Below are 23,552 nucleotides of genomic sequence, written 5' to 3'. Positions count from 1 at the left end.
CCTCAGCGATGAACCACACCGGGCAGTACGCAGAGCATCTCGTACAGCAGGTTGGCGCCCAGCAGCGAGGTGTTGCCGGTGGTGTCGTACGGCGGCGAGACTTCTACCAGATCGCAACCGACCAGGTCGAGGCCCTGGCAGCCGCGCACGATTTCGATCGCCTGGATGGTGGTCAACCCACCGATTTCCGGGGTGCCGGTGCCAGGGGCCCAGGCCGGGTCGATACCGTCGATGTCGAAGCTCAGGTACACCGGGCCACCGCCGACTTTCTCACGCACTTCGGCCATCAGAGGGGCGAGGGATTTGTGCCAGCACTCTTCGGCCTGGACCACACGGAAACCCTGGTTACGGCTCCAGTTGAAATCATCGGCGGTGTAGCCCTGGGCCCGCAGGCCGATCTGCACCACGCGGTCGCAATCGAGCAAGCCTTCTTCGACGGCGCGGCGGAAGGTGGTGCCGTGGGCGATCTTCTCGCCGAACATGTGGTCGTTCACATCGGCGTGGGCGTCGATGTGCACCAGGCCGACCTTGCCGTGTTTCTTGTGGATCGCCCGCAGGATCGGCAGGGTGATGGTGTGGTCGCCGCCCAGGGTCAGGGGGATGACGTTGTGTTCGAGGATCTTGTGGTAAGACTCCTCGATGATCCGCACCGCGTCCAGCAGGTTGAAGGTGTTGATCGGCACGTCGCCGATGTCGGCCACCGACAGCGAGTCGAACGGCGCGGCGCCAGTGGCCATGTTGTAGGGGCGGATCATCACGGATTCGGCGCGGATCTCCCGCGGCCCGAAACGAGTGCCGGCGCGCAGGGAGGTGCCGATGTCCAGCGGTACGCCGACGAACGCCGCATCCAGGCCGGCAGCGGTTTGCAGATGGGGGAGTCGCATCATGGTGGCGATGCCGCCGAAGCGCGGCATTTCGTTGCCGCCCAGTGGTTGGTGCAGAATCTTGTCCACGGGTAGGGCCTCATCGTTGTTTTACTTATCAGGGGCCGATTCTGCGAAAAGCCGTTGCCGTGAAGAATCGCTGGGGGCAAATACTTAGTTCAGATTTTTCTAAACTAATGGCGGGCGGGGCGATAGACTCCCAATCCGTGCAGTATCCCGTGTGGTCTGGGGGACATGGTGCCCCTGTGGCGAGGGAGCTTGCTCCCGCTGGGCGGCGAAGCCGCCCCAAAATCACCTCGGTGCCTCAGGCAGATTGCAGCGATAGGTTTACGACGGCTGCGCCGCCGAGCGGGAGCAAGCTCCCTCGCCACAAAAGCTCTGCAAGTTCTATGTCCCGTGAGTTCAGGAGTATCTGATGGCCAACGCTCTACCCGACCTGAAACTGCTGCGCATTTTTGTCAGCGTGGTTCGGCACCAAGGGTTCGCCAATGCCCAGCACGAACTCAACCTGTCCACGTCGGCCATCAGCACCTACATGAGCCAACTGGAATCGGCCTTGGGCCTGGTGTTGTGTCATCGCGGCCGGGGTGGCTTCAGCCTGACCAGCAAGGGCGAGCTGTTCCATCAGGAAACCTTGCGCCTGCTGGGCGAGCTCGAAGGGTTCGAGCAATATGCCGCAGCGCTCAAGGGTGAGCTGCGCGGCACCTTGAACCTGGGGGTGATCGACTCCACTGTCAGCGACAAGGCCTTGCCGTTCGCCGAAGCCATCGGCGCCTACAGCCAGGAACATCCGGCGGTGCATTTGCACCTGTCGGTCATGAGCCCTTACGAGCTGCAACTCGGCGTGCAGGACAATCGCCTGGACCTGGCCATCGGTGCGTTTTCCACGCGCATGAGCGGGCTGGTCTACATGCCGCTGTACCGTGAGCAGCACTGGTTGTACTGCAGCAACCGCCACCCGTTGTTCAACGAGCGGCGCATCCCCGAGCAGGTCATCACCCAGCAACGCATGGTCGGGCGCGGTTACTGGAGCCAGGCCGAACTGGCTCGCCACGGTTTCAAGCACAGCGCGGCGACGGTGGAGAGCATGGAGGCGCAGTTGATTCTGGTGTTATCCGGCGCCTACGTCGGTTACCTGCCCGAGCACTACGCCCAGGCCTGGGTCGACAAGGGCGACTTGCGCGTGCTGCTGCCGGCGACCTTTGGTTATCAGGCGCCGTTTTCGATGATCGTACGCCGTGGTCGTAGCCGCGAGCCGCTGATCCAGACCTTCCGCGATTTGCTCAAAGCTCAACTGAATCAGGCCTGACCATGTCCAGAATCCAATGCCCGCGTTGCCACAGGCCGCAAAGCCATTGCCTGTGCCCGCTGATCCCCAGCCTCGACAGCCGTACCCGCGTCTTGCTGTTACAGCATCCCAGTGAAGTGAACCATGCTTTGAATACCGCCCGGCTGGCGGCATTGGGACTCAATAATGCCGAGTTGATCGTGGGTGAGGTGTTCGAGGATTTGCCCCGGTTGCTCAATCAACCGGGGTATCAGGCGCGCTTGCTGTTTCCCGGCGACGAGGCGCAGCCGTTGCAAGCCTATGTCCTGCCCGATGAGCCGCTGCTGTTGGTCGTTCCCGATGGCACCTGGCGCAAGGCGCGCAAGTTGCTGCACCTCAATCCCTTGTTGGCGGCGCTGCCGAGGGTGACCCTGGCCGAAGGCGCTGTGTCCCGTTACCGCTTGCGCAAGGCGCCCGGACCGGGGGCGTTGTCGACGGTGGAGGCGATTGTCCAGGCGTTGCAGACGCTGGAGGCGCCGACGAGTTTCGAACCGTTATTGAGGCCGTTCGAAGCGCTGATCGAGGGGCAGATTGCGGCGATGGGGGAGGAGACTTACCAGAAGAACCATGGAGAGGTTTAGAGGCCCCTTTGGCGAGGGAGCTTGCTCCCGCTCGGCGGCGCAGCCGTCGTAAAACCTACTGGCGCGGTCTGTCTGATACAGCGAGGTGAATGGTCTTGGGGCTGCTTCGCAGCCCAGCGGGAGCAAGCTCCCTCGCCACAGGGCGAGTCAAATCCAGATCAGCGCTCGCGCATCGCCTCGGTCCGCGCCTTCAACACCGGCTTGAGCAAGTAATCCAACACACTCTTCTCTCCGGTAATGATATCCACCGTCGCCACCATGCCCGGAATGATCAGCAAGGGTTTGGCATCCCCGCCCAAATGGTTTTTGTCGGTGCGCACCTGGATCAAGTAGAAACTGTTGCCCTTGTCGTCGGTGATGGTGTCGGCTCCGATCAGTTCGAGCTTGGCGCTGAGCCCGCCGTAGATGGTGTAGTCGTAGGCGCTGAACTTGACCATGGCTTTCTGGCCCGGGTGCAGGAACGCCACGTCCTGGGGGCGGACCTTGGCTTCGATCAGCAGGTTGTCTTCCAGGGGCACGATTTCCACCATGTCGTTGCCTGGCTGCACGACGCCGCCGATGGTGTTGACCTTCAGTTGCTTGATCACCCCATGCACGGGCGAGACCACCGTAGTGCGTGTCACGCGGTCGTCGATGGCGATGCTCGATGCGGTGATTTTCGACAGTTCGGTGCGTTTCTCGTTGAGGTCCTTGGCTGCTTCGGAGCGAAAGGTCTGTTCCGATTCGTCGATCTTGCTCTTGATCTCGTTGATCGCCGATTCGGCTCGGGGAATGGCCAGGGTGGTGGCGTTGAGCGAGCCGCGGATTTCCACCGCGCTGCGTTTGAGCCGCAGGATCTCCACCGGTGATACCGCCCCGGTGCGCACCAGCGGGGCGGACATGTTCATTTCTTCTTGCAGCAAGGCCAGGGCCGAGCTGAACTGGCCTTGCTTGGAGCGAAACTCCGCCAGCTCCTGGGTCTTCTGCCGCAGCTGTTCGGTCAGGGTCCGTTGTTCACTGGCCAGGCGCCGCTGGCGTTGTTCGTACAGTGAGCGCTCGTCCTCGGCCACTTGCGGGGCCTTGGCGATCACCTCGGCCGAAAGATTGAACGGCCGGCCCTCGGCCTCGGCCGACAGACGCTCGACTTGGGCGGTCAAGGCATAGCGGTCGGCTTCGCTCTCGCCCTTGTTCGACTGATATCGGGTGTCATCCAGGCGCAGCAGGGTGTCGCCCTTGTTCACCATCTGGCCTTCGCGCACGAATATTTCGGTGACGATGCCGCCCTCCAGGTTCTGGATCACCTGGATCTTGCTCGACGGAATCGCCTTGCCTTCGCCAGTGGTGACCTCCTGCAAAACCGCCAACTTCGCCCAGACCAGCCCAGTGACGATCAACACGGCGGCCAGCCACACGGTGACCCGCGAGCGGCGGGGCGAATCCTGCAGCGTGGCGCCGGCGGTTTCCGGCATGAACTCGCTTTCGGCGCTTTTGCTGAAACTGCCGAAGTAGCTTCGAGCGGTTGAATCCGGTGTTTGGGCTGACATGGAGCGGTACCCGTCGGTTAAGTGAAGTGGAGCCGGTCGCTGCTTTTTAGAAAAGAGCGGGTGCTGCTTTTAGAAGAGAGCTGGGCGCTGCTTTTTGTGGCGAGGGAGCTTGCTCCCGCTCGGCGGCGAAGCCGTCGTAAAACCTGTCGAGGCGGTCCGTCTGACACAATCGGGTGAATGGCTTGGGGGCTGCTTCGCAGCCCAGCGGGAGCAAGCTCCCTCGCCACAGGTGTTGTGGGGGCTGTTAAACCGCCGCCGTTCCCACCCGTCCCTTGCGCAACGCATCGATGACTGCTTCCTTCGGTCCATCCGCCACGATCCGTCCGTTGTCCAACACCACCAAGCGGTCCACCAGGCTCAGCATCGAGGTGCGGTGGGTGACCAGCAGCACGGTCTTGCCCTGTACATGGGTGTGGAGTTTTTGCCGCAGGACGTCTTCGCTGCTGTTGTCCATGGCGCTGGTGGGTTCGTCCAGCAGCAGGATCGGCGGGTCGAGCAGCAAGGCCCGGGCCAGCAGCACGGCCTGGCGTTGGCCGCCGGAGAGCAGTTGCCCGCGCTCGCCCACCGGGCGGTCGAAACCTTGGGGATGTTGGCGCGCCAGTTCGGTGACACCGGTCAGCTCCGCCACTTCCAACATGCGCGCGTCGCTGATGTAACGGGCGCCCAAGGTGAGATTGTCCCGCAGGCTACCGGCCAGCAGCGGCAGGTCATGGGCAACGTAGCCGATCTGTTGGCGCAGGTCGGCGACGTCCAGTTGCCGCAGGTCCAGGCCGTCGAGCAGCAACTGGCCTTCCTCCGGCGCATAGAACCCCATCACCAGGCGCGCCAGGGTGCTCTTGCCCGAGCCACTGCGGCCGATGATCCCGACCCGTTCGCCGGGCTTGAGGCTGAAGCTGATGTTCGCCAGTGCTGGGCTGCTCTGGCCGTTGTAGTGGAAGGTCACGCCGCTGACGTCCAGCGCGCCCTGCAACTGGGTGCGATCCAGCGGCCGTTGTTTGGCATCGCGTTCCTGGGGCAGCGCCATCAGGGCATCGGTGCTGCGCATGGTGAGCTGGGCTTGCTGGTAACGGGTGATCAGCCCGGCGATCTGCCCGAGCGGGGCGAGCACCCGGCTGCCGAGCATATAGGTCGCCACCAGCGCGCCGACGCTGAGGTTGCCGGCGATGATGCTGTAGACTCCGGCGACGATGGTCGCCATGCCGGCCAGTTGTTGCAGGAACAACGTGCCGTTGGTCGCCAGAGCCGAGAGGTTGCGCGCGTGGCTGTCCAGGCGGGTGAGGGCTCCGTGGGTGCTTTCCCACTGATGCTGGCGCTCGCTCTCGGCGCTGCAGGCCTTGAGGGTTTCCAGGCCGCCGAGGGTTTCGATCAGCAGAGCCTGGCGCTGGGCGCCGAGGGCCAGGCTTTTTTGCACGGTGTCGCGCAGGCGCACCTGGATGATCATCGCGAAGACAATGGTGATTGGAAACGCCACCACTGGAATCACCACCAGCCAGCCGCCCAACAGGCCGATCACCACCAGCATCAGCAGGGCGAAGGGCAGGTCGATCAGGCTGGTGAGGGTCACCGCCGTGAGGAATTCGCGCAGGCCCTGGAAGTCGTGGATGCTCTGGGCGAAGCCGCCGATGGTCACGGGCTTGGCCTTCATCGCCATGCCGGTGATGCGCTCGAACAGGGTGGCGGAGAGAATCACGTCGGTTTTCTTGCCGGCGGTGTCCAGCAGATGGGCACGCACCACCCGCAACACCAGTTCGAAACCGGTGCCGATCAACAGCCCCACGGCCAGCACCCACAAGGTCGACGTGGCCTGGTTCGGCACCACGCGGTCGTAGGTCTGCATGACGAACAGCGGCACCATCAGGCCGAGTAGGTTGATCAGGAAACTCGCCAGGATCGCGTCGCTGTACAGCCAGCGCGACAGTTTCAAGGTGTCGCGAAACCACGCCTCGACCCGCGGCACCAGGGGCGCGCGCAGGTCTTCGAGTTCATGGCGCGGCCGGGCGAATAGCGCCTGGCCGCTGTAATCGGTGGTCAGTTCCTCGCGACTGACCCATTGCTCGCCGCCATCGGCTTCGCTGGGCAGGATCAGCGCCTTGCCATCCTCGCCCCAGCGTCGCAAGACCGCACAGCGGCCCCCCGCCAGGATCAGCATCACCGGCAGGTTCAGGGGGGAGATGTCCGCCAGCTCACGACGCAACAGCCGCGCCTGCAAGCTTGCCCGGGCCGCTGCGCGGGGCAGCAGGTCCAGGCTCAAGCGTTGGTGCGCCATAGGGAGCCCGGCGCTGAGGCTGGCGCGGCTGACCGTCGCGCCATGGAGTTTGCAGAGGATCAACAGACCGTCCAGCAAGGGATCATCGAAATTCAGGCGCGGATCAGCGCCAAGGGTTGCGGGTTCCATGCTGGTCACAGTGTTCGCTCCCATTTTTTTTCGAGGGGGCTACTTCAGTTCCGGCAGCCGAGCCTGGTTCTTGACTTCGGTCTGCGCGACCGTATCGGCCGGCAGCACGATCCGTTGTTTGTGCAACAGCAGGCCCATGTTCGCCAGCACCCGGTACATCGAGTACTCCTCGGTGTAACGCACCTCGGTGTAGCGACGGTTGGCGTTGTACAGCTCGTTTTCGCTGTCGAGCAGGTCGAGCAGGGTGCGCTGGCCGAGACCGAACTGATCCTGGTATGCGGCGCGCACACGGGCGGTGGTGTCGGCATATTCGCGGGCGGTGGGGGTCTGTTTGCGGGCGTTGAGCATCGCGTTCCAGGCCAGGCGCGTATCTTCGTTGAGTTGGCGCAGGGCATTGTTGCGGATGTCCATCGCCTGGTTGATCTGGTGGGCGTTGGACGCCAACCGCGCCTTGTCGCTGCCACCGCGGAACAGGTTGTAGTTCATCACCACGCCGACCCGCCAGTTGTTGTCGTGACCTTCTTCGCCACCGATGTTGTTATTGGCGCCCACCGCTGCCTCGGCGTCGAAGCGTGGGTAGAACGGCGACTTCGCCACTTCGTACTGGCTCTCGGCGGACTGTATGTCGGCCTGGGCCGATTTCAGGTAGGGGTTGTTATCCACCATGCTTTGCTGGGCTTCGCGCAGGTCGGCGGGGATTTCGCCTTTGGTCGAGGGCGGTGTCTCCAGCTCATCGGGCATGCGTCCGACCACGCTGTAGAAGTTGGCCTCGGCGTCGGCCAAGTCGACCTGGGCGGTGTCGTAGTTGTTTTCCGCCAGGGCCCGACGGGCATTGGACTGGTCGGAGTCGGCCGTACTGCCCACCCCTCGCTCGGTGCGCAGGCCGATCTGGTCGTTGACCCGCAGGTGCGCCTGCAGATTGTTCTTGGCCAGGGTCACCAGCTCGCGGCGCTTGAGCACTTCCAGGTAGACCTCGATGGTGCGTAGCGCCAGGTCCTGGGCGGTGCCTTGGGCGTAATAGGCCCGGGAGTTGACCACGCCCTGGGTGCGGTCCACTTCATTGGCAGTGTTGAACCCGTCGAAGATCATCTGCCGCAGGCGCAGCTCCGATTGGGTATAGGTGAGGATGTTGGTGTGGTGGTTGCCCAAGGCCCGGGTGTTGGTGTTGTCGCTATAGCCACGACCGTAACCGGCATTCAAATCCACCGATGGGAAAAAGCCCCCTCGGGCGACCTTGACGTCTTCATTGGCCGACAGACGGCTGTCCACCCGTTGTGCCAGCTCTGGGTGAGTGGCAATGGTGCTCTGGATCGCCTCGGTCAAGGACATTGCCTGCGCCTGAGAAGAGCAGGCCATGGCCAGTAAAACCGCGCTGCAGAGGGGGGTTAGAACGCGCATGGGGTGCATCTCCTGAGGTCTGTAGTGCTTCGCTTGTCGCCAAAATATTGACGTATTAAAGATCAAAACCGTTTCAACCTTGTAACAACACAGCTAAGAACATCCTGAGCAAAACCTAAGAAGAATTTCTCATAAGGCTTATTCCGAAAAAAACTTATGAGCTTGAAAAAAACCGGCACATTGTTCAGAGCGAAAGCCTTTTAGTTTGCGGGTTGCGACGGCTTTTAGGCGTCAATAAAAGTTCCATGCAAATTTTTAAACGATGTGAAGAAGTGTCGAAAGAGCGATCTGTGAAGTGGTTTTTGGTGACGGTTTTTTGTCGTTTTGGCGAATTGCCAGCACCTTCTGCTTTCACGAAAGCTGGCAGATTTTCCAGCTTTCTGGATTGCCAAACCTGAGGACGGATTCTTCACCCAGACACGTGCCGATTGCGGTCGGCAACGGAGGAAATGCACATGGCAGCGCTCATCGGTATCGTCAGCAAAATAGTCGGGCAAGTATTCGCAGAAGCGGCCGGTGGCCTGCGGCGGCCTCTGGTCGAAGGCGATCGGCTTTATGCCGGCGAACACCTGGTCACCGGTGCCGAAGGGGCGGTGGCTGTTCGTATGCAGAACGGCCAGACGTTGACCCTGGGCCGCGAAAGCAACCTGACCCTGACTCCGCAGTTGCTCGCCAACCATGCGCCGCATGTCGACACGCCTGACGCGGCGACACCGAGTAACGCGCAACTGACCGATGTGCAAAAGCTGCAGCAAGCCATCGCCGCCGGTGCCGACCCGACCCAGACCGGTGAAGCCACGGCCGCCGGCCCCGAGGGTGGCAACCCGGGGGGCGTGGGCGGTGGGCACAGTTTTGTGCTGCTGGAAGAGGTTGGCGGGGAGGTCGATCCGCAGATCGGTTTTCCGACGGCCGGGTTCAACGGGATTCCCGAGTTTCCACAGCTGCGCCTGGCCGGTGATCCGGACAACACGGGCGACGATGCAACCGTGCCGCCGGTGACACCGGATAACCCGGTGACCCTCGACGGGGTCAATGTCGAGGGTGGCGAACTGACCACCAACGAGGCCAATCTGGCCGATGGTTCGGCCAGCAATCCGGGGGCGTTGGTGCAAAGCGGCACCTTCACGGTTTCCGCGCCTGACGGGCTGAGCAGCCTGAGCATCGGCGGCATCAACGTGATCACAGGCGGCGTGCCCACGGGCTTCCCGCAAACCATCACTTCGGCGCTGGGCAACACGTTGACCATCACCGGCTATGACCCGGCCACGGGGGTGGTCAGCTACAGCTACACCCTGACGGACAATGAAACCCATCCTGCCGGCGGTGGTGCCAACAACATTACCGAGCAGTTCCCGGTGGTGGCTGTCGACACCGACGGCGACACGGCCACCGGCACCCTGGACGTCAACATCACCGATGACGTACCCCAGGCGATCGACGACAGCCACGCCAACACGGCGTCGGAAACCCTGGTGACCCTCACCGGCAACGTATTGCCCAACGACCATCAGGGCGCCGACCGGATCCCCACCGGTCCCGACAGCGGGCCGATCATCGGCGGCACGTTCACCGGCACCTACGGCACCCTGGTGCTCAACCCCAACGGCACGTACACCTACACCCTGAACCCCAGCGACCCGCAATTCGTCGCGTTGCACGGTGGGGGCAGCGGCACTGAGACGTTCACTTACACCCTGACCGACGCCGACGGCGACACCAGCACCGCGAACCTGGTGCTGCAAGTGCATAACAACGACGACCCTGTGGTGTTGGTGGGCCTTGATGCCGAGGGTGGTGAGCTATCGCTGCAGGAAAAAAATCTCAGCGACGGTAGCAGTCCGGATGCATCGGCGCTGACTCAAAGCGGCACCTTTACCGTGACCGCGCTGGACGGTGTGCAGACCTTGAGTGTGGGTGGAATCAACGTCGTCACCGGTGGCGTGGCGGCGGGTTTCCCACAATCGATTACCACTGCGTTGGGCAACACGCTGACCATCACCGGCTACAACGCCAGCACGGGCGTGGTCAGCTACAGCTACACCTTGCTGGACAATGAAGCCCATCCAAACGCCAACGGCGCCAACAGCATTAGTGAGCAATTCGCCGTAGTCGTCACCGATGACAATGGCACCACGGCCAACGGCAACCTGGACGTGAACATCGTCGACGACTTGCCCAAGGCCGTGGACGACAGCAACGCCAGTACGGCCTCGGAAACCCTGGTCACCCTGACCGGCAACGTATTGCCTAACGACACCCAAGGTGCGGATCACGTGGCGTCCGGCCCCATCACACCCGGCACTTTTACCGGCACCTACGGCACCCTGGTGCTCAACGCCGACGGTTCCTACACCTACACCCTTAACACCTCTGACGCCGATTTCAAAGGCTTGCACGGTGGTGGCAATGGCAGCGAAACCTTCACCTACACCCTGACCGACGCCGATGGCGACACCAGCACCGCGAACCTGGTGCTGCAAGTGCACAACAACGACGACCCTGTGGTGTTGGTGGGCCTTGATGCCGAGGGTGGTGAGCTATCGCTGCAGGAAAAAAACCTCAGCGACGGCAGCAGCCCGGACGCATCGGCCTTGACTCAAAACGGCACGTTCACCGTGACTGCGTTGGACGGTGTGCAGACCCTGAGCGTGGGCGGCATCAATGTGGTTATCGGCGGCGTGGCGGCGGGTTTCCCACAATCGATTACCACTGCGCTGGGTAATACGTTGACCATCACCGGCTACAACGCCAGCACTGGTGTGGTCAGCTACAGCTACACCTTGCTGGATAACGAAGCCCATCCCAACGCCAACGGCGCCAACAGCGTTAGCGAGCAATTCGCCGTAGTGGTCACCGACGATAACGGCACCACGGCCAACGGCAACCTGGACGTGAACATCGTCGACGACTTGCCCAAGGCCGTGGACGACAGCAACGCCAGTACGGCCTCGGAAACCCTGGTCACCCTGACCGGCAACGTATTGCCTAACGACACCCAAGGTGCGGATCACGTGGCGTCCGGCCCCATCACACCCGGCACTTTTACCGGCACCTACGGCACCCTGGTGCTCAACGCCGACGGTTCCTACACCTACACCCTTAACACCTCTGACGCCGATTTCAAAGGCTTGCACGGTGGTGGCAATGGCAGCGAAACCTTCACCTACACCCTGACCGACGCCGATGGCGACACCAGCACCGCGAACCTGGTGCTGCAAGTGCACAACAACGACGACCCTGTGGTGTTGGTGGGCCTTGATGCCGAGGGTGGTGAGCTGTCGTTGCTGGAGAAAAACCTCAGCGACGGCAGCAGCCCGGACGCATCGGCCTTGACTCAAAACGGCACGTTCACCGTGACTGCGTTGGACGGTGTGCAGACCCTGAGCGTGGGCGGCATCAATGTGGTCATCGGCGGCGTGGCGGCGGGTTTCCCACAATCGATTACCACTGCGCTGGGCAACACGCTCACCATCACTGGCTACAACGCCAGCACTGGGGTGGTCAGCTACAGCTACACGCTGCTGGACAACGAAGCCCATCCAAACGCCAACGGCGCCAACAGCGTTAGTGAGCAATTTGCCGTAGTCGCCACCGACGACAACGGCACCACGGCCAACGGCAACCTGGACGTGAACATCGTCGACGACTTGCCCAAGGCCGTGGACGACAGCAACGCCAGTACGGCCTCGGAAACCCTGGTCACCCTGACCGGCAACGTATTGCCTAACGACACCCAAGGTGCGGATCACGTGGCGTCCGGCCCCATCACACCCGGCACTTTTACCGGCACCTACGGCACCCTGGTGCTCAACGCCGACGGTTCCTACACCTACACCCTTAACACCTCTGACGCCGATTTCAAAGGCTTGCACGGTGGTGGCAATGGCAGCGAAACCTTCACCTACACCCTGACCGACGCCGATGGCGACACCAGCACCGCGAACCTGGTGCTGCAAGTGCACAACAACGACGACCCGGTAGTCATCACCGGCCTCGACACCGAAGGTGGTGAGCTGTCGTTGCTGGAGAAAAACCTCAGCGACGGCAGCAGCCCGGATGCATTGGCGCTGACTCAAAGCGGCACCTTTACCGTGACTGCGTTGGACGGCGTGCAGACCTTGAGTGTGGGTGGTATCAACGTCGTCATCGGCGGCGTGGCGGCGGGTTTCCCACAATCGATTACCACTGCGCTGGGCAACACGCTCACCATCACTGGCTACAACGCCAGCACCGGTGTGGTGAGCTATAGCTACACCTTGCTGGACAATGAAACCCATCCAAACGCCAACGGTGCCAATAGCGTTAGCGAGCAATTCGCCGTAGTGGTCACCGACGATAATGGCACCACGGCCAACGACAATCTGGACGTGAACATCGTCGACGACTTGCCAACCGCTCATGCTGATTCCGCCTCGGTGGATGAGGGTGGGACGGTCAGTGGCAACGTCCTGAACAACGACGAAGGTGGTGCCGACGGACCGGCTGCGAGTGGTGCCGTGATCGGTGTGCGTGCGGGCAACGACACCTCGACTCCGGCGATTGGCGGCTTGAACACCCAGATCAACGGCACCTACGGCTACCTGACTCTGGATGCCAATGGCAACGCCGTCTATCACAGCAACCCGAACACCGTCAGCGCCCCGGGCGCGACCGATGTGTTCACCTACACCGTGCGTGATGCCGATGGCGACGAAAGCACTACCACCATCACCATCGATGTCCACGATATCTGCCTCGTCGCCACACCCGACCATGAAATCAGCGTCTACGAAAAAGCCCTCGACCTGAACCAGGACGGCCAGGACCTGGCCCCTGGGACTGTCACGGGCAGCGCCCCGAATGCCACCAGTGAAACCGCCAGCGGCAGCCTCGTGGGCTCGATCAGCGGCGCCGTTGGCACCGTCACGTTCGCGCTGGTGGGCAACGCCACCGGTGCCTACGGTCAACTGTCGCTTCAGCCCGACGGCTCCTACACCTACACACTGACCTCGCCAGCCACCACCACGCCTCACGCCAACGATGGCCCCAACGTCTTGAGTGAAAGCTTCACCTACCAGGCTACGGACTCGTTGGGTAACACGGTCACTAGCACCATCGTCATCGACATTGTCGACGACGTGCCCAAGGCCCATGCCGATTTTGCCTCGGTGGTAGAGGGCGGCACGGTCAATGGCAACGTGCTGGACAACGACGTACTCGGTGCGGACGGCGGCGCAATCATCGGCGTGCGTGCCGGCAACGACACCTCGAACCCAGCCATCGGCGGCCTCAATAGCCAGATCAATGGCACCTACGGCTACCTGACCCTGGACGCCAACGGCAACGCCGTCTACCACAGCAATCCCGATGCTGTCGGCGCACCAGGCGCGACCGATGTCTTCACCTACACCGTGCGTGATGCCGATGGCGATGAAAGCACGACGACCATCACTGTCGACGTGCACAACAGCTGCCTCGTCGCAGAAACCGACCATGACGTGACCGTCTACGAAAAAGCCTTGGATCTGACCCAGGACGGCCAGGACCTGGCCCCCGGCACCGTCACCGGCAGCGCCCCGAATGCCACCAGTGAAACCGCCAGCGGCAGCCTCGTGGGCTCGATCAGCGGCGCCGTTGGCACCGTCACGTTCGCGCTGGTGGGCAACGCCGCGGGTGCCTACGGTCAACTGTCACTTCAGTCCGACGGCTCCTACACCTACACCCTGACCTCGCCAGCCACCACCACGCCTCACGCCAACGATGGCCCCAACGTCTTGAGTGAAAGCTTCACCTACCAGGCCACGGACTCGTTGGGTAACACGGTCACTAGCACCATCGTCATCGACATTGTCGACGACGTGCCCAAGGCCCATGCCGATTTTGCCTCGGTGGTAGAGGGCGGCACGGTCAATGGCAACGTGCTGGACAACGACGTACTCGGTGCGGACGGCGGCGCAATCATCGGCGTGCGTGCCGGCAACGACACCACCAACCCAGCCATCGGCGGCCTCAATAGCCAGATCAATGGCACCTACGGCTACCTGACCCTGGACGCCAACGGCAACGCCGTCTACCACAGCAATCCCGATGCTGTCGGCGCACCAGGCGCGACCGATGTCTTCACCTATACCGTGCGTGATGCCGATGGTGATGAAAGCACGACGACCATCACTGTCGACGTGCACAACAGCTGCCTCGTCGCAGAAACCGACCATGACGTGACCGTCTACGAAAAAGCCTTGGACCTGACCCAGGACGGCCTGGACTTGGCCCCCGGCACCGTCACCGGCAGTGACCCGAGCGCTACCGGTGAAACCGCCAGCGGGACCTTGGTCGGCTCGGTCAGCGGTGCCACGGGCGCCGTCACCTTCACCCTGGTGGGCAATGCCACCGGTGCCTACGGTCAGTTGCTGCTCCATCCTGATGGGTCGTACACCTACACCTTGACCTCGCCGGCCACGACCACACCCCATGCCAACGATGGCCCGAACGTGTTGAGCGAAAGCTTCACCTACCAGGCCACGGACTCCCTGGGCAACAGCACCACCGGCAGCCTGGTGGTCAGCATCGTCGATGACATACCAAAGGCTGTCGCGTCCGAGCGTTCGGTCACGGCGGTGGAGGTCGATTCGAACCTGCTGATCGTGCTGGATGTGTCCGGCAGCATGAAAGACGATTCCGGCGTGCCGGGGCTCTCGCGTATGGATCTGGCCAAACAGGCGATCAGCGCCTTGCTCGACAAATACGACGACATGGGCGACGTCAAAGTCCAGCTGGTGACCTTCAGCGGCAGTGCCACCGACCAGAGTGCCGTGTGGGTGGACGTGGCAACTGCCAAGACACTGATCGCCGCGCTGAGCGCGCACGGTGACACCAATTACGATGCGGCCGTGGCGATGGCCAAGACGGCGTTCGCCACCCCCGGACAACTGACCGGCGCCCAGAACATTGGTTATTTTTTCTCCGATGGCAAGCCGACCTTGGGCGAAATCGGCTCGGCGGACGAGGTCGCATGGAAAGCCTTTCTCGATGCCAACGGCATCAAGAATTACGCCGTCGGCCTGGGCAGCGGTGCCAGAAACGTCAACCTCGACCCGTTGGCTTATGACGGCAGTACGCACACCGATACCAACGCGGTGGTGGTCACCGACCTGAACCAGCTCAACTCGGTGCTTTCCGGTACCGTGCAAGGCGCGCCGGTCACCGGCAACCTGCTGGGCGAGGGGGGCTCGTTCGGCGCCGATAGCGGGTTTATCAAGAGTCTGGTGGTCGATGGCACCACGTACAGCTATGACCCGGCGGCCAACGGTGGCCATGGCGCGCTGACCGCCAGCGGCGGGCTCAACCATGGCTCCTTCAATACAGCCACCAACACGTTGAGCATCGCCACCGACCACGACGGTACCCTGGTGGTCAACCTCGATACCGGTGCGTTCAGCTACACCTCCCAGACGGCCACCAGCACCTTGATCACCGAGCACATCGGCTACACCGTCAGCGACCATGACGGTGACCTGGCGAGCTCCAACCTGGTGATCAACGTTGTACCCAACAGCCCACCGATAGCGGCTGACGACAACATCATCACCAACGTGCTGTCGGGCAACATCGTGATTCCGGGCGAATTGCTGTTGGGTAACGACAGCGACGCCAACGGCGATCCGCTCAGCGCGTCACCCACCAGTTTCAATACCGGTTGGGTCGCCAAAGGCGCGGACTTCACCGGCAGCACCGGCACGGCCAGCTTCACCGGCAACAACGTGCAATCGATCAACCTCAGCCGCAGCGCTTTCGTCGCCAATACCGCGAGCATGACGGCGATGTTGGTGGTCAGCGGTGCACTGGGGATGGTGTCCAATAACAACACCAACGATGAAGACCGGCTCAACATCAGCCTCAAACAGGGCGAAACCCTCACCCTGGACCACAACCTGTCGGCCGGTCGCATTGCGATGGAGTATTCGCTCAACGGCGGGCCATTCATTGCGATCAACGATGGGGCTTCTTTCACCGCGGCAGCGGATGGCAATTACCAGATCCACGTCACCAATATCGCCAATCCCGGCGGCGGTAATTCCAACGCTGCGGAGAACTATCAACTGACCCTCACCGTTGACTATTCCGGGGCGCAAGACAAAACACCGGACTACCACGGCAGCTACACCGCCAGCGACAACCATGGCGGCAGTGACAGCGCAGCGGTAGGCATCAGCTACCAGGCGGGCCATACCCTGACGGGCACCAGTGGCGACGATGTGCTGTTGGCTGGCAACGGCGACAACATCCTCAACGCCGGCGACGGCAACGACGTACTCAGCGCCGGTTCGGGCAACAACACCCTGAATGGTGGGGCCGGCAATGACCTGCTCTACAGCGGCGCTGGCAACGACCTGCTCGATGGCGGTACGGGCAACGACACCGTCAGCTACGCCCATGCCACGTCGGCAGTCACGGTGAACCTGGGCCTGCTGGCGGCGCAGAACACCCTGGGCGCGGGCACCGATACATTGATCGGCATCGAAAACCTGGTGGGCTCGAACTTCAACGACACCCTCACCGGCGACGGCGCCAGCAACCGCATCAACGGTGGATTGGGCCATGACGTGCTCAATGGCGGTGGCGGCGATGACCTGCTGATTGGCGGCCTGGGCAACAACACCCTCACTGGCGGCAGCGGTGCCGACACCTTCCAATGGCAGGCAGGCAACAGCGGCCACGACGTGATCACGGACTTCGCGCCCGGTGTCGACAAACTCGACCTGTCCCAGTTGTTGCAGGGGGAGAATGGCAGCGCGGCGTCACTGGACGATTACCTGCATTTCAGCGTGAGCGGCAGCGGGGCGTCGGTCATTACCAGCATCGACGTCAGCGCCATCGCCGGCGCCACGCCGAACCAGACCATCGACCTGGCCGGCGTCAACCTCGCCAGTCATTACGGCGTCACACCTGGCGCAGACGGAATGATCGCAGGTGCAGATACGGCGACCATCATCAACGGGATGTTGAATGACCACTCGTTGAAGGTGGACACGGTGTGAGATGAGCTGAAATAACAAAACCCGCGATTTTCGGTCTGGAAATGGCGGGTTTTGTCTTTTTGAAACTTGTGGGTGGATCCACAGATTGGCTGGACGCATGCATGCCATTGTGGCGAGGGAGTTCCAGGCTCGTGCCACATTCAAGGCTTGCGCAGCGTCTTTTGCCTGAGGATATAAACCGTCACCAGCACCGCACTGGTGAGCATGAACCCCCGGGCCCACGGCAGGGGCACCAGGTAGCAGGAAAAGAGGATGCTCGCCCACATCAGTCCGATGGCATAGACCTTACCCTTGAGCGGGATGCCCTTGCCACTGAGGTAGTCACGAATCCACGGGCCGAGGCGGGGATGTTCTACCAGCCATTGGTAGAAGCGCGGCGAACTGCGGGCGAAACAGGCCGCCGCCAAGAGCAGGAAAGGGGTGGTGGGCAGTACGGGGACGAAGATGCCGATGACCCCCAGCGCGACGCTCAGCCAGCCAATGGCCAACAGAACGTAACGCAGGATCAGCGGGCGATTGCCAATGGGCGAGGGCACCCGGTCACTCAGTGGTGGCGAGGCTTGAGGATCGCCGGTTTCTCGTCCGGTGCGTTGCACAGCAGGTACAGGGCCGTGAGGGCTTCGGGGATCTGGACGATCATGTCGTCCATCAGGTTGGCGTCGGCGGCGATGTCGGAAAACTCCGGTTGCTCGTCGAACAAACCGGAGCCGACCATGATCGGCAGCAGCATTTCGCTGACTTCCTCTTCGGCGGTTTCGAACCAGGCGGCTTCGCGCAGGAACACGCCTTCCATGAAGCCGATGCACCAGCCACGCAGTTCCGAATCGTCCGGGTCATCGCCCAAGTCCAGGTCGCACGGCAGTTCGAACTCTTCGTCGGAAGCCAGTTGGCGGGCGATGTGGGCCTTGAGGCCGACCAGCGTGGCTTCGATTTCGGCACGCTGGGCTTCGTCGCTGTAATGCGGCTCTTCGGCGAACAGGGCGTCGATCCACTCACGGTCCGGCACCGTTTCTGCGCAGATGGACAGGGCGGTCAGATAGCCGTGAGCGGCCACGTAGTCCAGCGCCTCTTCGTGCAGCTCATCGGCGTCGAGGAAGACTTGCAGGCGGGTCAGTTGCTCAGCGAAGGACATTACGGGCTACCTTGGGGAATAAACAATGCGGGAATTCTAGGCCTTCTTGAGCGCCCAGGCCAGCCGCGTGGCGTATTTGCCTTGTCGGTAAGGGTTGGGTTGCCCGCATGCCCTGGCATATATCCCCCGTGGCGAGGGAGCTTGCTCCCGCTGGGGCGCGCAGCGGCCCTGTTTTTTGGGGCGGCTTCGCCACCCAGCGGGAGCAAGCTCCCTCGCCACAGGTTCGGTGCATGACTGGCAACAGTGCAAGGGCTTCATCGAACACCTCTTGTCAGCAGCGCCCTTCGCAACGAAGGCCTCGGGTATACTGCCGCGTTTTGTGATGCCCTGCGGCGTCCCGCCGGTTCGAAACGCGCACTTACGATTTGCCGGTGCAGCTTTTGTGATTCTGAACCAGCCTTGCAGGGATGTTTCGGTGATTTTTGGAGTTTCTATGCTCGAACAGGCTCAACGCGTCCTCAAGGACATCTTCGGCTACGACAGTTTCCGTGGCCGCCAGGGTGCCATTATTGAGCGCGTGGCCAGCGGTGGCGATGCCCTGGTGCTCATGCCCACCGGCGGCGGCAAATCCTTGTGCTTCCAGGTCCCGGCGTTGTTGCGCAACGGCCTGGCCGTGGTGGTCTCGCCACTGATCGCATTGATGGACGACCAGGTTGCGACCCTCGAGGAGCTGGGGGTTGCCGCTGCTTCGCTGAACTCCACCCTCAGCGCCGAGCAACAGCGGGACCTGGCGACACGCATCAGGCGCGGCGAAGTGAAGATGTTGTACCTGGCCCCGGAACGCCTGGTGCAGCCACGTATGCTGGCGTTCCTGCAGAGCCTGGAAATCGCCCTGTTCGCCATCGACGAAGCCCACTGCGTATCTCAATGGGGCCACGATTTCCGACGTGAATACCTGCAACTGGGGCAATTGGCTGAACTGTTCCCCGACGTGCCGCGCATCGCCCTGACCGCCACCGCTGACAAGCGCACCCGCGAGGAAATCGTCGAGCGCCTGCACTTGCAGGATGCCGAGCGCTTCCTGTCCAGCTTCGACCGTCCGAATATTTTCTACCGCATTGTACCCAAGGAGCAGCCGCGCAAGCAGTTGCTGGCGTTTCTCGCCGAACGTCGCAGTGATGCCGGCATCGTCTACTGCCTGTCGCGCAAGAAGGTCGATGAAGTGGCGGCGTTTCTGTGTGAGCAGGGGTTCCCGGCGTTGCCGTATCACGCCGGCCTGCCCAACGACCTGCGGGCCTATCACCAGAAGCGCTTCCTCAACGAGGAAGGCCTGATCATGGTGGCCACCATTGCGTTCGGCATGGGCATCGACAAGCCCAACGTGCGTTTTGTCGCGCACCTGGACCTGCCCAAGTCCCTCGAGGCGTATTACCAGGAAACCGGGCGTGCCGGTCGTGATGGCTTGCCGGCCGACGCCTGGATGGCCTACGGCCTGCAAGACGTGGTGATGCTCAAGCAGATGTTGCAGAGCTCCGAAGGTGATGAGCGCCACAAGCGCCTGGAGCAGCACAAGCTCGACGCGATGCTCTCGCTGTGCGAAGAAACCCGCTGCCGGCGCCAGACCCTGCTGGCCTATTTCGACGAAGACATGCCCCAGCCTTGCGGGCATTGCGACAACTGCGTCGATGGCGTGGAAACCTGGGACGCCACCGAACCGGCCCGCCAGGCCTTGTCGGCGATTTTCCGCACCGGCCAGCGCTACGGTGTTGGGCATCTGGTGGACGTGTTACTGGGCAAGGACAACGAAAAGGTCCGCAGCTTTGGCCACCAGCACCTGTCGGTGTTCGGTGTGGGCAAGGCGCGCACCGAGAGTGAGTGGCGTTCATTATTCCGACAACTGGTGGCCCGCGGTCTGGCCGACATCGACCTGGAAGGCTACGGCGGCCTGCGCCTGAGTGCGACTTGCCGGCCATTGCTCAAAGGTGAAGTCACCCTCGAACTGCGCCGCGACCTCAAACCGGCAACGGCGGTCAAGAGCAGCAAGAGCCAGGCCAGCCAACTGGTGCGTGGCGAAGAGCGCGATCAATGGGAAGCCTTGCGGGCCTTGCGGCGCAAGCTGGCCGAGGAGCACGGCGTCCCGCCGTACGTCATCTTCCCCGACTCGACGCTGCTGGAAATGCTCCGCAGCCAGCCCACCTCCCTGGCGGAAATGGCCCGGGTCAGTGGCGTGGGCGCGCGCAAGCTGGAGCGGTATGGCGAGGCCTTCCTCCAGGTACTGGGCGGCGAGGCCGAAGCACCGAAAGCGGTGGCCGATGTACGCCACGAACTCATCACACTGGCCCGGGCCGGCATGACGCCGTTGCAGATCGCCGGGCAACTGCAGTGCTCGGAAAAGAACGTCTACACGATGCTGGCCGAGGCCATTGGCAAACAGCAGTTATCCCTGGAACAGGCACTGGATCTGCCCGAGGAACTGATGGGTGAAGTGCAGGATGCCTTCCTGGACGGCGAAGGCGAGTTACCACCAGTGTCTGAAGTTGCCGCACTGTTTGTCGGACGGGTTCCCGAAGGCGTGTTGTATTGCGTCAGGGCTGCATTGCAGTCGGAATTTGAAGTCTGATCAGTAAGTTGCGTTCCTTTAACGATTCAGTACAAGGCGAGCCTTGCTTGAATCCAAAGCTCATGCTTAGCTGACTAATAATTAGTTTTTCTCTATTTCAGATCTGATGAGTTTTTTTATGCCGTTAACCGATCAACACCGTTTTGGCATGCAGTTGGCGCAAATGTCTCGAGGCTGGCGTGCCGAACTGGATCGTCGCCTGGCCGGGTTGGGCCTGTCCCAGGCGCGTTGGCTGGTGCTGTTGCACCTGGCCCGTTTCGAACAGGCGCCGACCCAGCGTGAACTGGCCCAGAGCGTCGCCGTCGAAGGGCCGACCCTGGCCCGGTTGCTCGACAGCCTGGAAACCCAGGGGCTGGTGCAGCGCCAGGCCGTGGCCGAGGACCGCCGGGCCAAGAAAATCGTGCTCTGCGCACCGGCCCTACCGTTGATCGAACAAATCGAAACCATTGCCACGCAATTGCGTCGTGAGCTGTTCGAAGGGGTCGATGAAGCGGACATGCGCGTGTGCATGCGGGTCCACGGTACGATCCTGGCCAACCTGGAAAAATCCTGAGGCATATCCCTGGCGCCAGACTTTTGAGATTCGGCGATTAGCGAACTATAACCAGTACTAAGTGATCGTAATGGATGCGTTTACGCTCAGTCTGGTAGTCGAAAGGGATACCCATGCTTGAAAGTTTGCAGTCCACGTTGCGCAGTTGGGTCAACGTGTCGGTCGTCGTGGGTGCCCTGGGGTATTCGGCCTTGGCGTCGGCGCTGGGACTGGGGGACATAACGCTCCATTCCGCCCTGAACCAGCCGTTGCGCGCCGATATCGCCCTGGTCGATGTGGCCGGCATCGGCGAGGGCGATCTGTCGGCCAGCCTGGCGAGCCCGGACGATTTCAGTCGTGCGGGTGTGGAGCGGGCGTTTTTTCTCAACAACCTGCGCTTCACGCCGGTCTTGCGCGGGGAGCGCAGCTTCATTCGGGTGACCTCCAGCAAACCGGTGGAGGAACCCTTTCTCAACTTCCTGGTGCAGCTCAATCAGCCCAACGGGCGCCTGCTGCGCGAATACACCGTGCTGATCGACCCGCCGGGCACACCGGGTATCGTGCCTGTCCGTGACGAACCTTCCGAGGCCCCGCCGTCCATCAAGCCGCCCCCGGCGGTACAGGGCAAGCGCTACACCGTGGTGCCGGGGGACAACCCCTGGCTCATCGCCAAACGCCTGCATGACGCCGGCAGCAACGCGTCGATCAATGAATTGATGCAAGCAATCCAGGCCTTGAACCCCGGCAGCGACCGGCTTTCCATCGGCCAGCGCTTGTTGTTGCCCGATTCGGCCGTGCTGCCGACGTCGGCTGCAACCCCGGCCGGCCAGGCCCCCGTCGCGGCCGATGAGCAATTGGCCGCCAGCGTGCTGCTAAACCAGCAGCAACAGAAGACTATCGAGCAACTGCAGGCCCGGCTCCAGGCCCAGGACGAGGAAGTCGCTGGCCAGCGCAAGCAGATCAGCGAATTGCAGGCCCGGCTGGCCGAGGTAGCGCCAGCCCCTGTCGCATCGACGCAACCGCAACCGGCGCTTCCTGCATCGGAACTGGCGTCGAACGCGCAACCCGCTACAGAACCGGTAGCAGAGCCAGAGGGCATCAATTGGACATGGGTGGCGGGGCTGGTGGGCCTGTTGGGGTTGCTGGCGCTGTTACTGTTCGTTCGGCGTCGGCAGCAGCAGGCCGAGTTGGAACCGATGACCGGGCGTCCCGAGCCGATGCTGGAGGAGGGCGACGAAACCTTTGCATCAATCCCCGATACGGAGCCGTCCGAGACCGCGGCATCGTTCAATAACGGTGACACGCCCCTGGGTGATGTGCTGGAGGGCGTCGGGATCTACCTGACCTACGGTCGATTCACCGAGGCCGCAGGGCTGTTGCGCGCCGCGTTGCTGGCGGAGCCGGAGCGCACCGACCTGGGCCTCAAGTTGCTGGAAGTACTGGGCAAGCAGGGCGATGTCATCGGTTTCCAGGCCCAGGAGCATCATCTACAGGCACAGGGTATCGATGCCGGGACGTTGGAGGAGGTCCGCGGGCGCTACCCCAAGGTTTCCATGATCGCCACGCCGACAGTGGCGTCGGTACCACCTCAGGTCCCGGTTCTTTCATCTACTCCGGCACCGACACCTGCTCCTGAACGTGAGCCGGGGCCCGGTGACGAGTTCGAGTTGGACCTGGATGCGCTGTCCATGGAAACCAGCTGGGACCTCGCCGATGCCCAGGACAACACTGCCGATAAAGAGGCTGTTTCACCTTACGCCGCCGAGAGCTTTTCGCTTTCAGGTTTTGACGAGCCGGATCTGCAATGGGAAGCGCCACTGGAAACCGAGTCGTTGGACGATGCCTTCCTCGATAGCTTTGCCGACGAAGAACAGTCGCTGGAACTTGAGCCACTGGCCCTTGAACCTGTTTCCCTGGACACCCTGCCCCTCAAGCCTCAGGCCCCGGAACACTCGGTCAAGTTGGAGCAGGCACAGAATTGCATCGACGACGGAGACCTGAAAACCGCCGTCTCCCTGCTTGAAGAACTGCTCGAGGAGGGTGACGAACCCCTCAAGCAGACCGCCCGGGTGCTGCTGGCGGGGATTCGCTAAGAACCATCGAGGCTGTAGCGGCTGGCCTCTTCGCGAGCAAGCCCGCTCCCACAGCCATCTGCGCCCCCATGTGGGAGCGAGCTTGCTCGCGATGACGGTCTGTCAGGTTA

At 62.3% G+C, this 23,552-nt stretch carries 12 protein-coding genes; 6 read left to right on the top strand and 6 right to left on the bottom strand.

Going from position 1 to position 23,552, the window contains the following annotated elements; translation table 11 throughout:
* Nucleotides 1-2 precede the first annotated feature (2 nt).
* Nucleotides 3-953 (bottom strand): agmatinase, encoded by a 951-nt coding sequence (gene speB, locus TK06_RS13345; RefSeq protein WP_003198979.1) that lies wholly within the window; start codon nucleotides 951-953, stop codon nucleotides 3-5.
* 346 nt (nucleotides 954-1,299) lie between these two features.
* On the opposite strand from speB, the gene TK06_RS13340 reads away from it, so the two are divergent.
* Both TK06_RS13340 and TK06_RS13335 read left to right on the top strand, forming a co-directional pair.
* A complete protein-coding gene (locus tag TK06_RS13340; protein WP_003184133.1) occupies nucleotides 1,300-2,193 on the top strand; it encodes a LysR family transcriptional regulator in 894 nt (297 codons plus the stop codon).
* A 2-nt stretch (nucleotides 2,194-2,195) separates the two neighbouring features.
* Nucleotides 2,196-2,792, top strand: a complete 597-nt coding sequence (locus TK06_RS13335) for a tRNA-uridine aminocarboxypropyltransferase (protein WP_063322447.1) — start codon at nucleotides 2,196-2,198, stop codon at nucleotides 2,790-2,792.
* Between the two features lie 158 nt (nucleotides 2,793-2,950).
* Here TK06_RS13335 and TK06_RS13330 read toward each other — a convergent pair whose 3' ends face one another.
* The 3 genes from TK06_RS13330 to TK06_RS13320 form a co-directional block, all read right to left on the bottom strand.
* Nucleotides 2,951-4,315, bottom strand: coding sequence for an HlyD family type I secretion periplasmic adaptor subunit (locus TK06_RS13330; protein ID WP_063322446.1), 1,365 nt, complete (start codon nucleotides 4,313-4,315; stop codon nucleotides 2,951-2,953).
* 244 nt (nucleotides 4,316-4,559) lie between these two features.
* Nucleotides 4,560-6,719 carry a type I secretion system permease/ATPase gene (locus TK06_RS13325; protein ID WP_063325147.1) on the bottom strand — a complete coding sequence of 720 codons (2,160 nt, stop codon included), beginning with the start codon at nucleotides 6,717-6,719 and terminating at the stop codon, nucleotides 4,560-4,562.
* Between the two features lie 30 nt (nucleotides 6,720-6,749).
* The gene (locus TK06_RS13320) at nucleotides 6,750-8,108 is read right to left on the bottom strand and encodes a TolC family outer membrane protein (RefSeq protein ID WP_063322445.1); all 1,359 of its coding nucleotides are present in this window, start codon (nucleotides 8,106-8,108) and stop codon (nucleotides 6,750-6,752) included.
* Nucleotides 8,109-8,563: 455 nt separating this feature from the next.
* On the opposite strand from TK06_RS13320, the gene TK06_RS13315 reads away from it, so the two are divergent.
* Entirely contained in the window at nucleotides 8,564-17,125 is an 8,562-nt protein-coding gene (locus TK06_RS13315) for a retention module-containing protein (RefSeq protein ID WP_063322444.1), read from the top strand.
* Nucleotides 17,126-17,265: 140 nt separating this feature from the next.
* Here TK06_RS13315 and TK06_RS13310 read toward each other — a convergent pair whose 3' ends face one another.
* Complete coding sequence (locus tag TK06_RS13310; RefSeq protein ID WP_063322443.1) at nucleotides 17,266-17,661, bottom strand: YbaN family protein; 396 nt, start codon at nucleotides 17,659-17,661, stop codon at nucleotides 17,266-17,268.
* Between the two features lie 8 nt (nucleotides 17,662-17,669).
* Complete coding sequence (locus TK06_RS13305) at nucleotides 17,670-18,257, bottom strand: YecA family protein (RefSeq protein WP_003198997.1); 588 nt, start codon at nucleotides 18,255-18,257, stop codon at nucleotides 17,670-17,672.
* A 433-nt stretch (nucleotides 18,258-18,690) separates the two neighbouring features.
* On the opposite strand from TK06_RS13305, the gene recQ reads away from it, so the two are divergent.
* The 3 genes from recQ to TK06_RS13290 all read left to right on the top strand — a co-directional run bounded on the left by recQ (nucleotide 18,691) and on the right by TK06_RS13290 (nucleotide 23,442).
* Complete coding sequence (recQ, locus tag TK06_RS13300) at nucleotides 18,691-20,817, top strand: DNA helicase RecQ (protein WP_063322442.1); 2,127 nt, start codon at nucleotides 18,691-18,693, stop codon at nucleotides 20,815-20,817.
* A gap of 118 nt (nucleotides 20,818-20,935) precedes the next feature.
* A complete protein-coding gene (locus tag TK06_RS13295) occupies nucleotides 20,936-21,370 on the top strand; it encodes a MarR family transcriptional regulator (RefSeq protein ID WP_003199001.1) in 435 nt (144 codons plus the stop codon).
* A 113-nt stretch (nucleotides 21,371-21,483) separates the two neighbouring features.
* On the top strand, nucleotides 21,484-23,442 hold the full coding sequence (locus TK06_RS13290; protein WP_063322441.1) for a FimV/HubP family polar landmark protein: 1,959 nt from the start codon (nucleotides 21,484-21,486) through the stop codon (nucleotides 23,440-23,442).
* Nucleotides 23,443-23,552 lie beyond the last annotated feature (110 nt).

Source organism: Pseudomonas fluorescens, assembly GCF_001623525.1.
Lineage (GTDB): Bacteria > Pseudomonadota > Gammaproteobacteria > Pseudomonadales > Pseudomonadaceae > Aquipseudomonas > Aquipseudomonas fluorescens_Q.
Note: the sequence above shows the minus strand (reverse complement) of the source record. Positions and strands in the feature narration are given on the sequence as shown.

Bases quoted from the DNA above. Each gene is read 5' to 3' on its own strand.
- TK06_RS13315 (WP_063322444.1), top strand. From the start codon at position 8,564: ATGGCAGCGCTCATCGGTATCGTCAGCAAAATAGTCGGGCAAGTATTC.
- recQ (WP_063322442.1), top strand. From the start codon at position 18,691: ATGCTCGAACAGGCTCAACGCGTCCTCAAGGACATCTTCGGCTACGAC.
- TK06_RS13295 (WP_003199001.1), top strand. From the start codon at position 20,936: ATGCCGTTAACCGATCAACACCGTTTTGGCATGCAGTTGGCGCAAATG.
- TK06_RS13290 (WP_063322441.1), top strand. From the start codon at position 21,484: ATGCTTGAAAGTTTGCAGTCCACGTTGCGCAGTTGGGTCAACGTGTCG.
- TK06_RS13305 (WP_003198997.1), bottom strand. From the start codon at position 18,257: ATGTCCTTCGCTGAGCAACTGACCCGCCTGCAAGTCTTCCTCGACGCC.
- TK06_RS13330 (WP_063322446.1), bottom strand. From the start codon at position 4,315: ATGTCAGCCCAAACACCGGATTCAACCGCTCGAAGCTACTTCGGCAGT.
- TK06_RS13335 (WP_063322447.1), top strand. From the start codon at position 2,196: ATGTCCAGAATCCAATGCCCGCGTTGCCACAGGCCGCAAAGCCATTGC.
- TK06_RS13320 (WP_063322445.1), bottom strand. From the start codon at position 8,108: ATGCGCGTTCTAACCCCCCTCTGCAGCGCGGTTTTACTGGCCATGGCC.
- TK06_RS13340 (WP_003184133.1), top strand. From the start codon at position 1,300: ATGGCCAACGCTCTACCCGACCTGAAACTGCTGCGCATTTTTGTCAGC.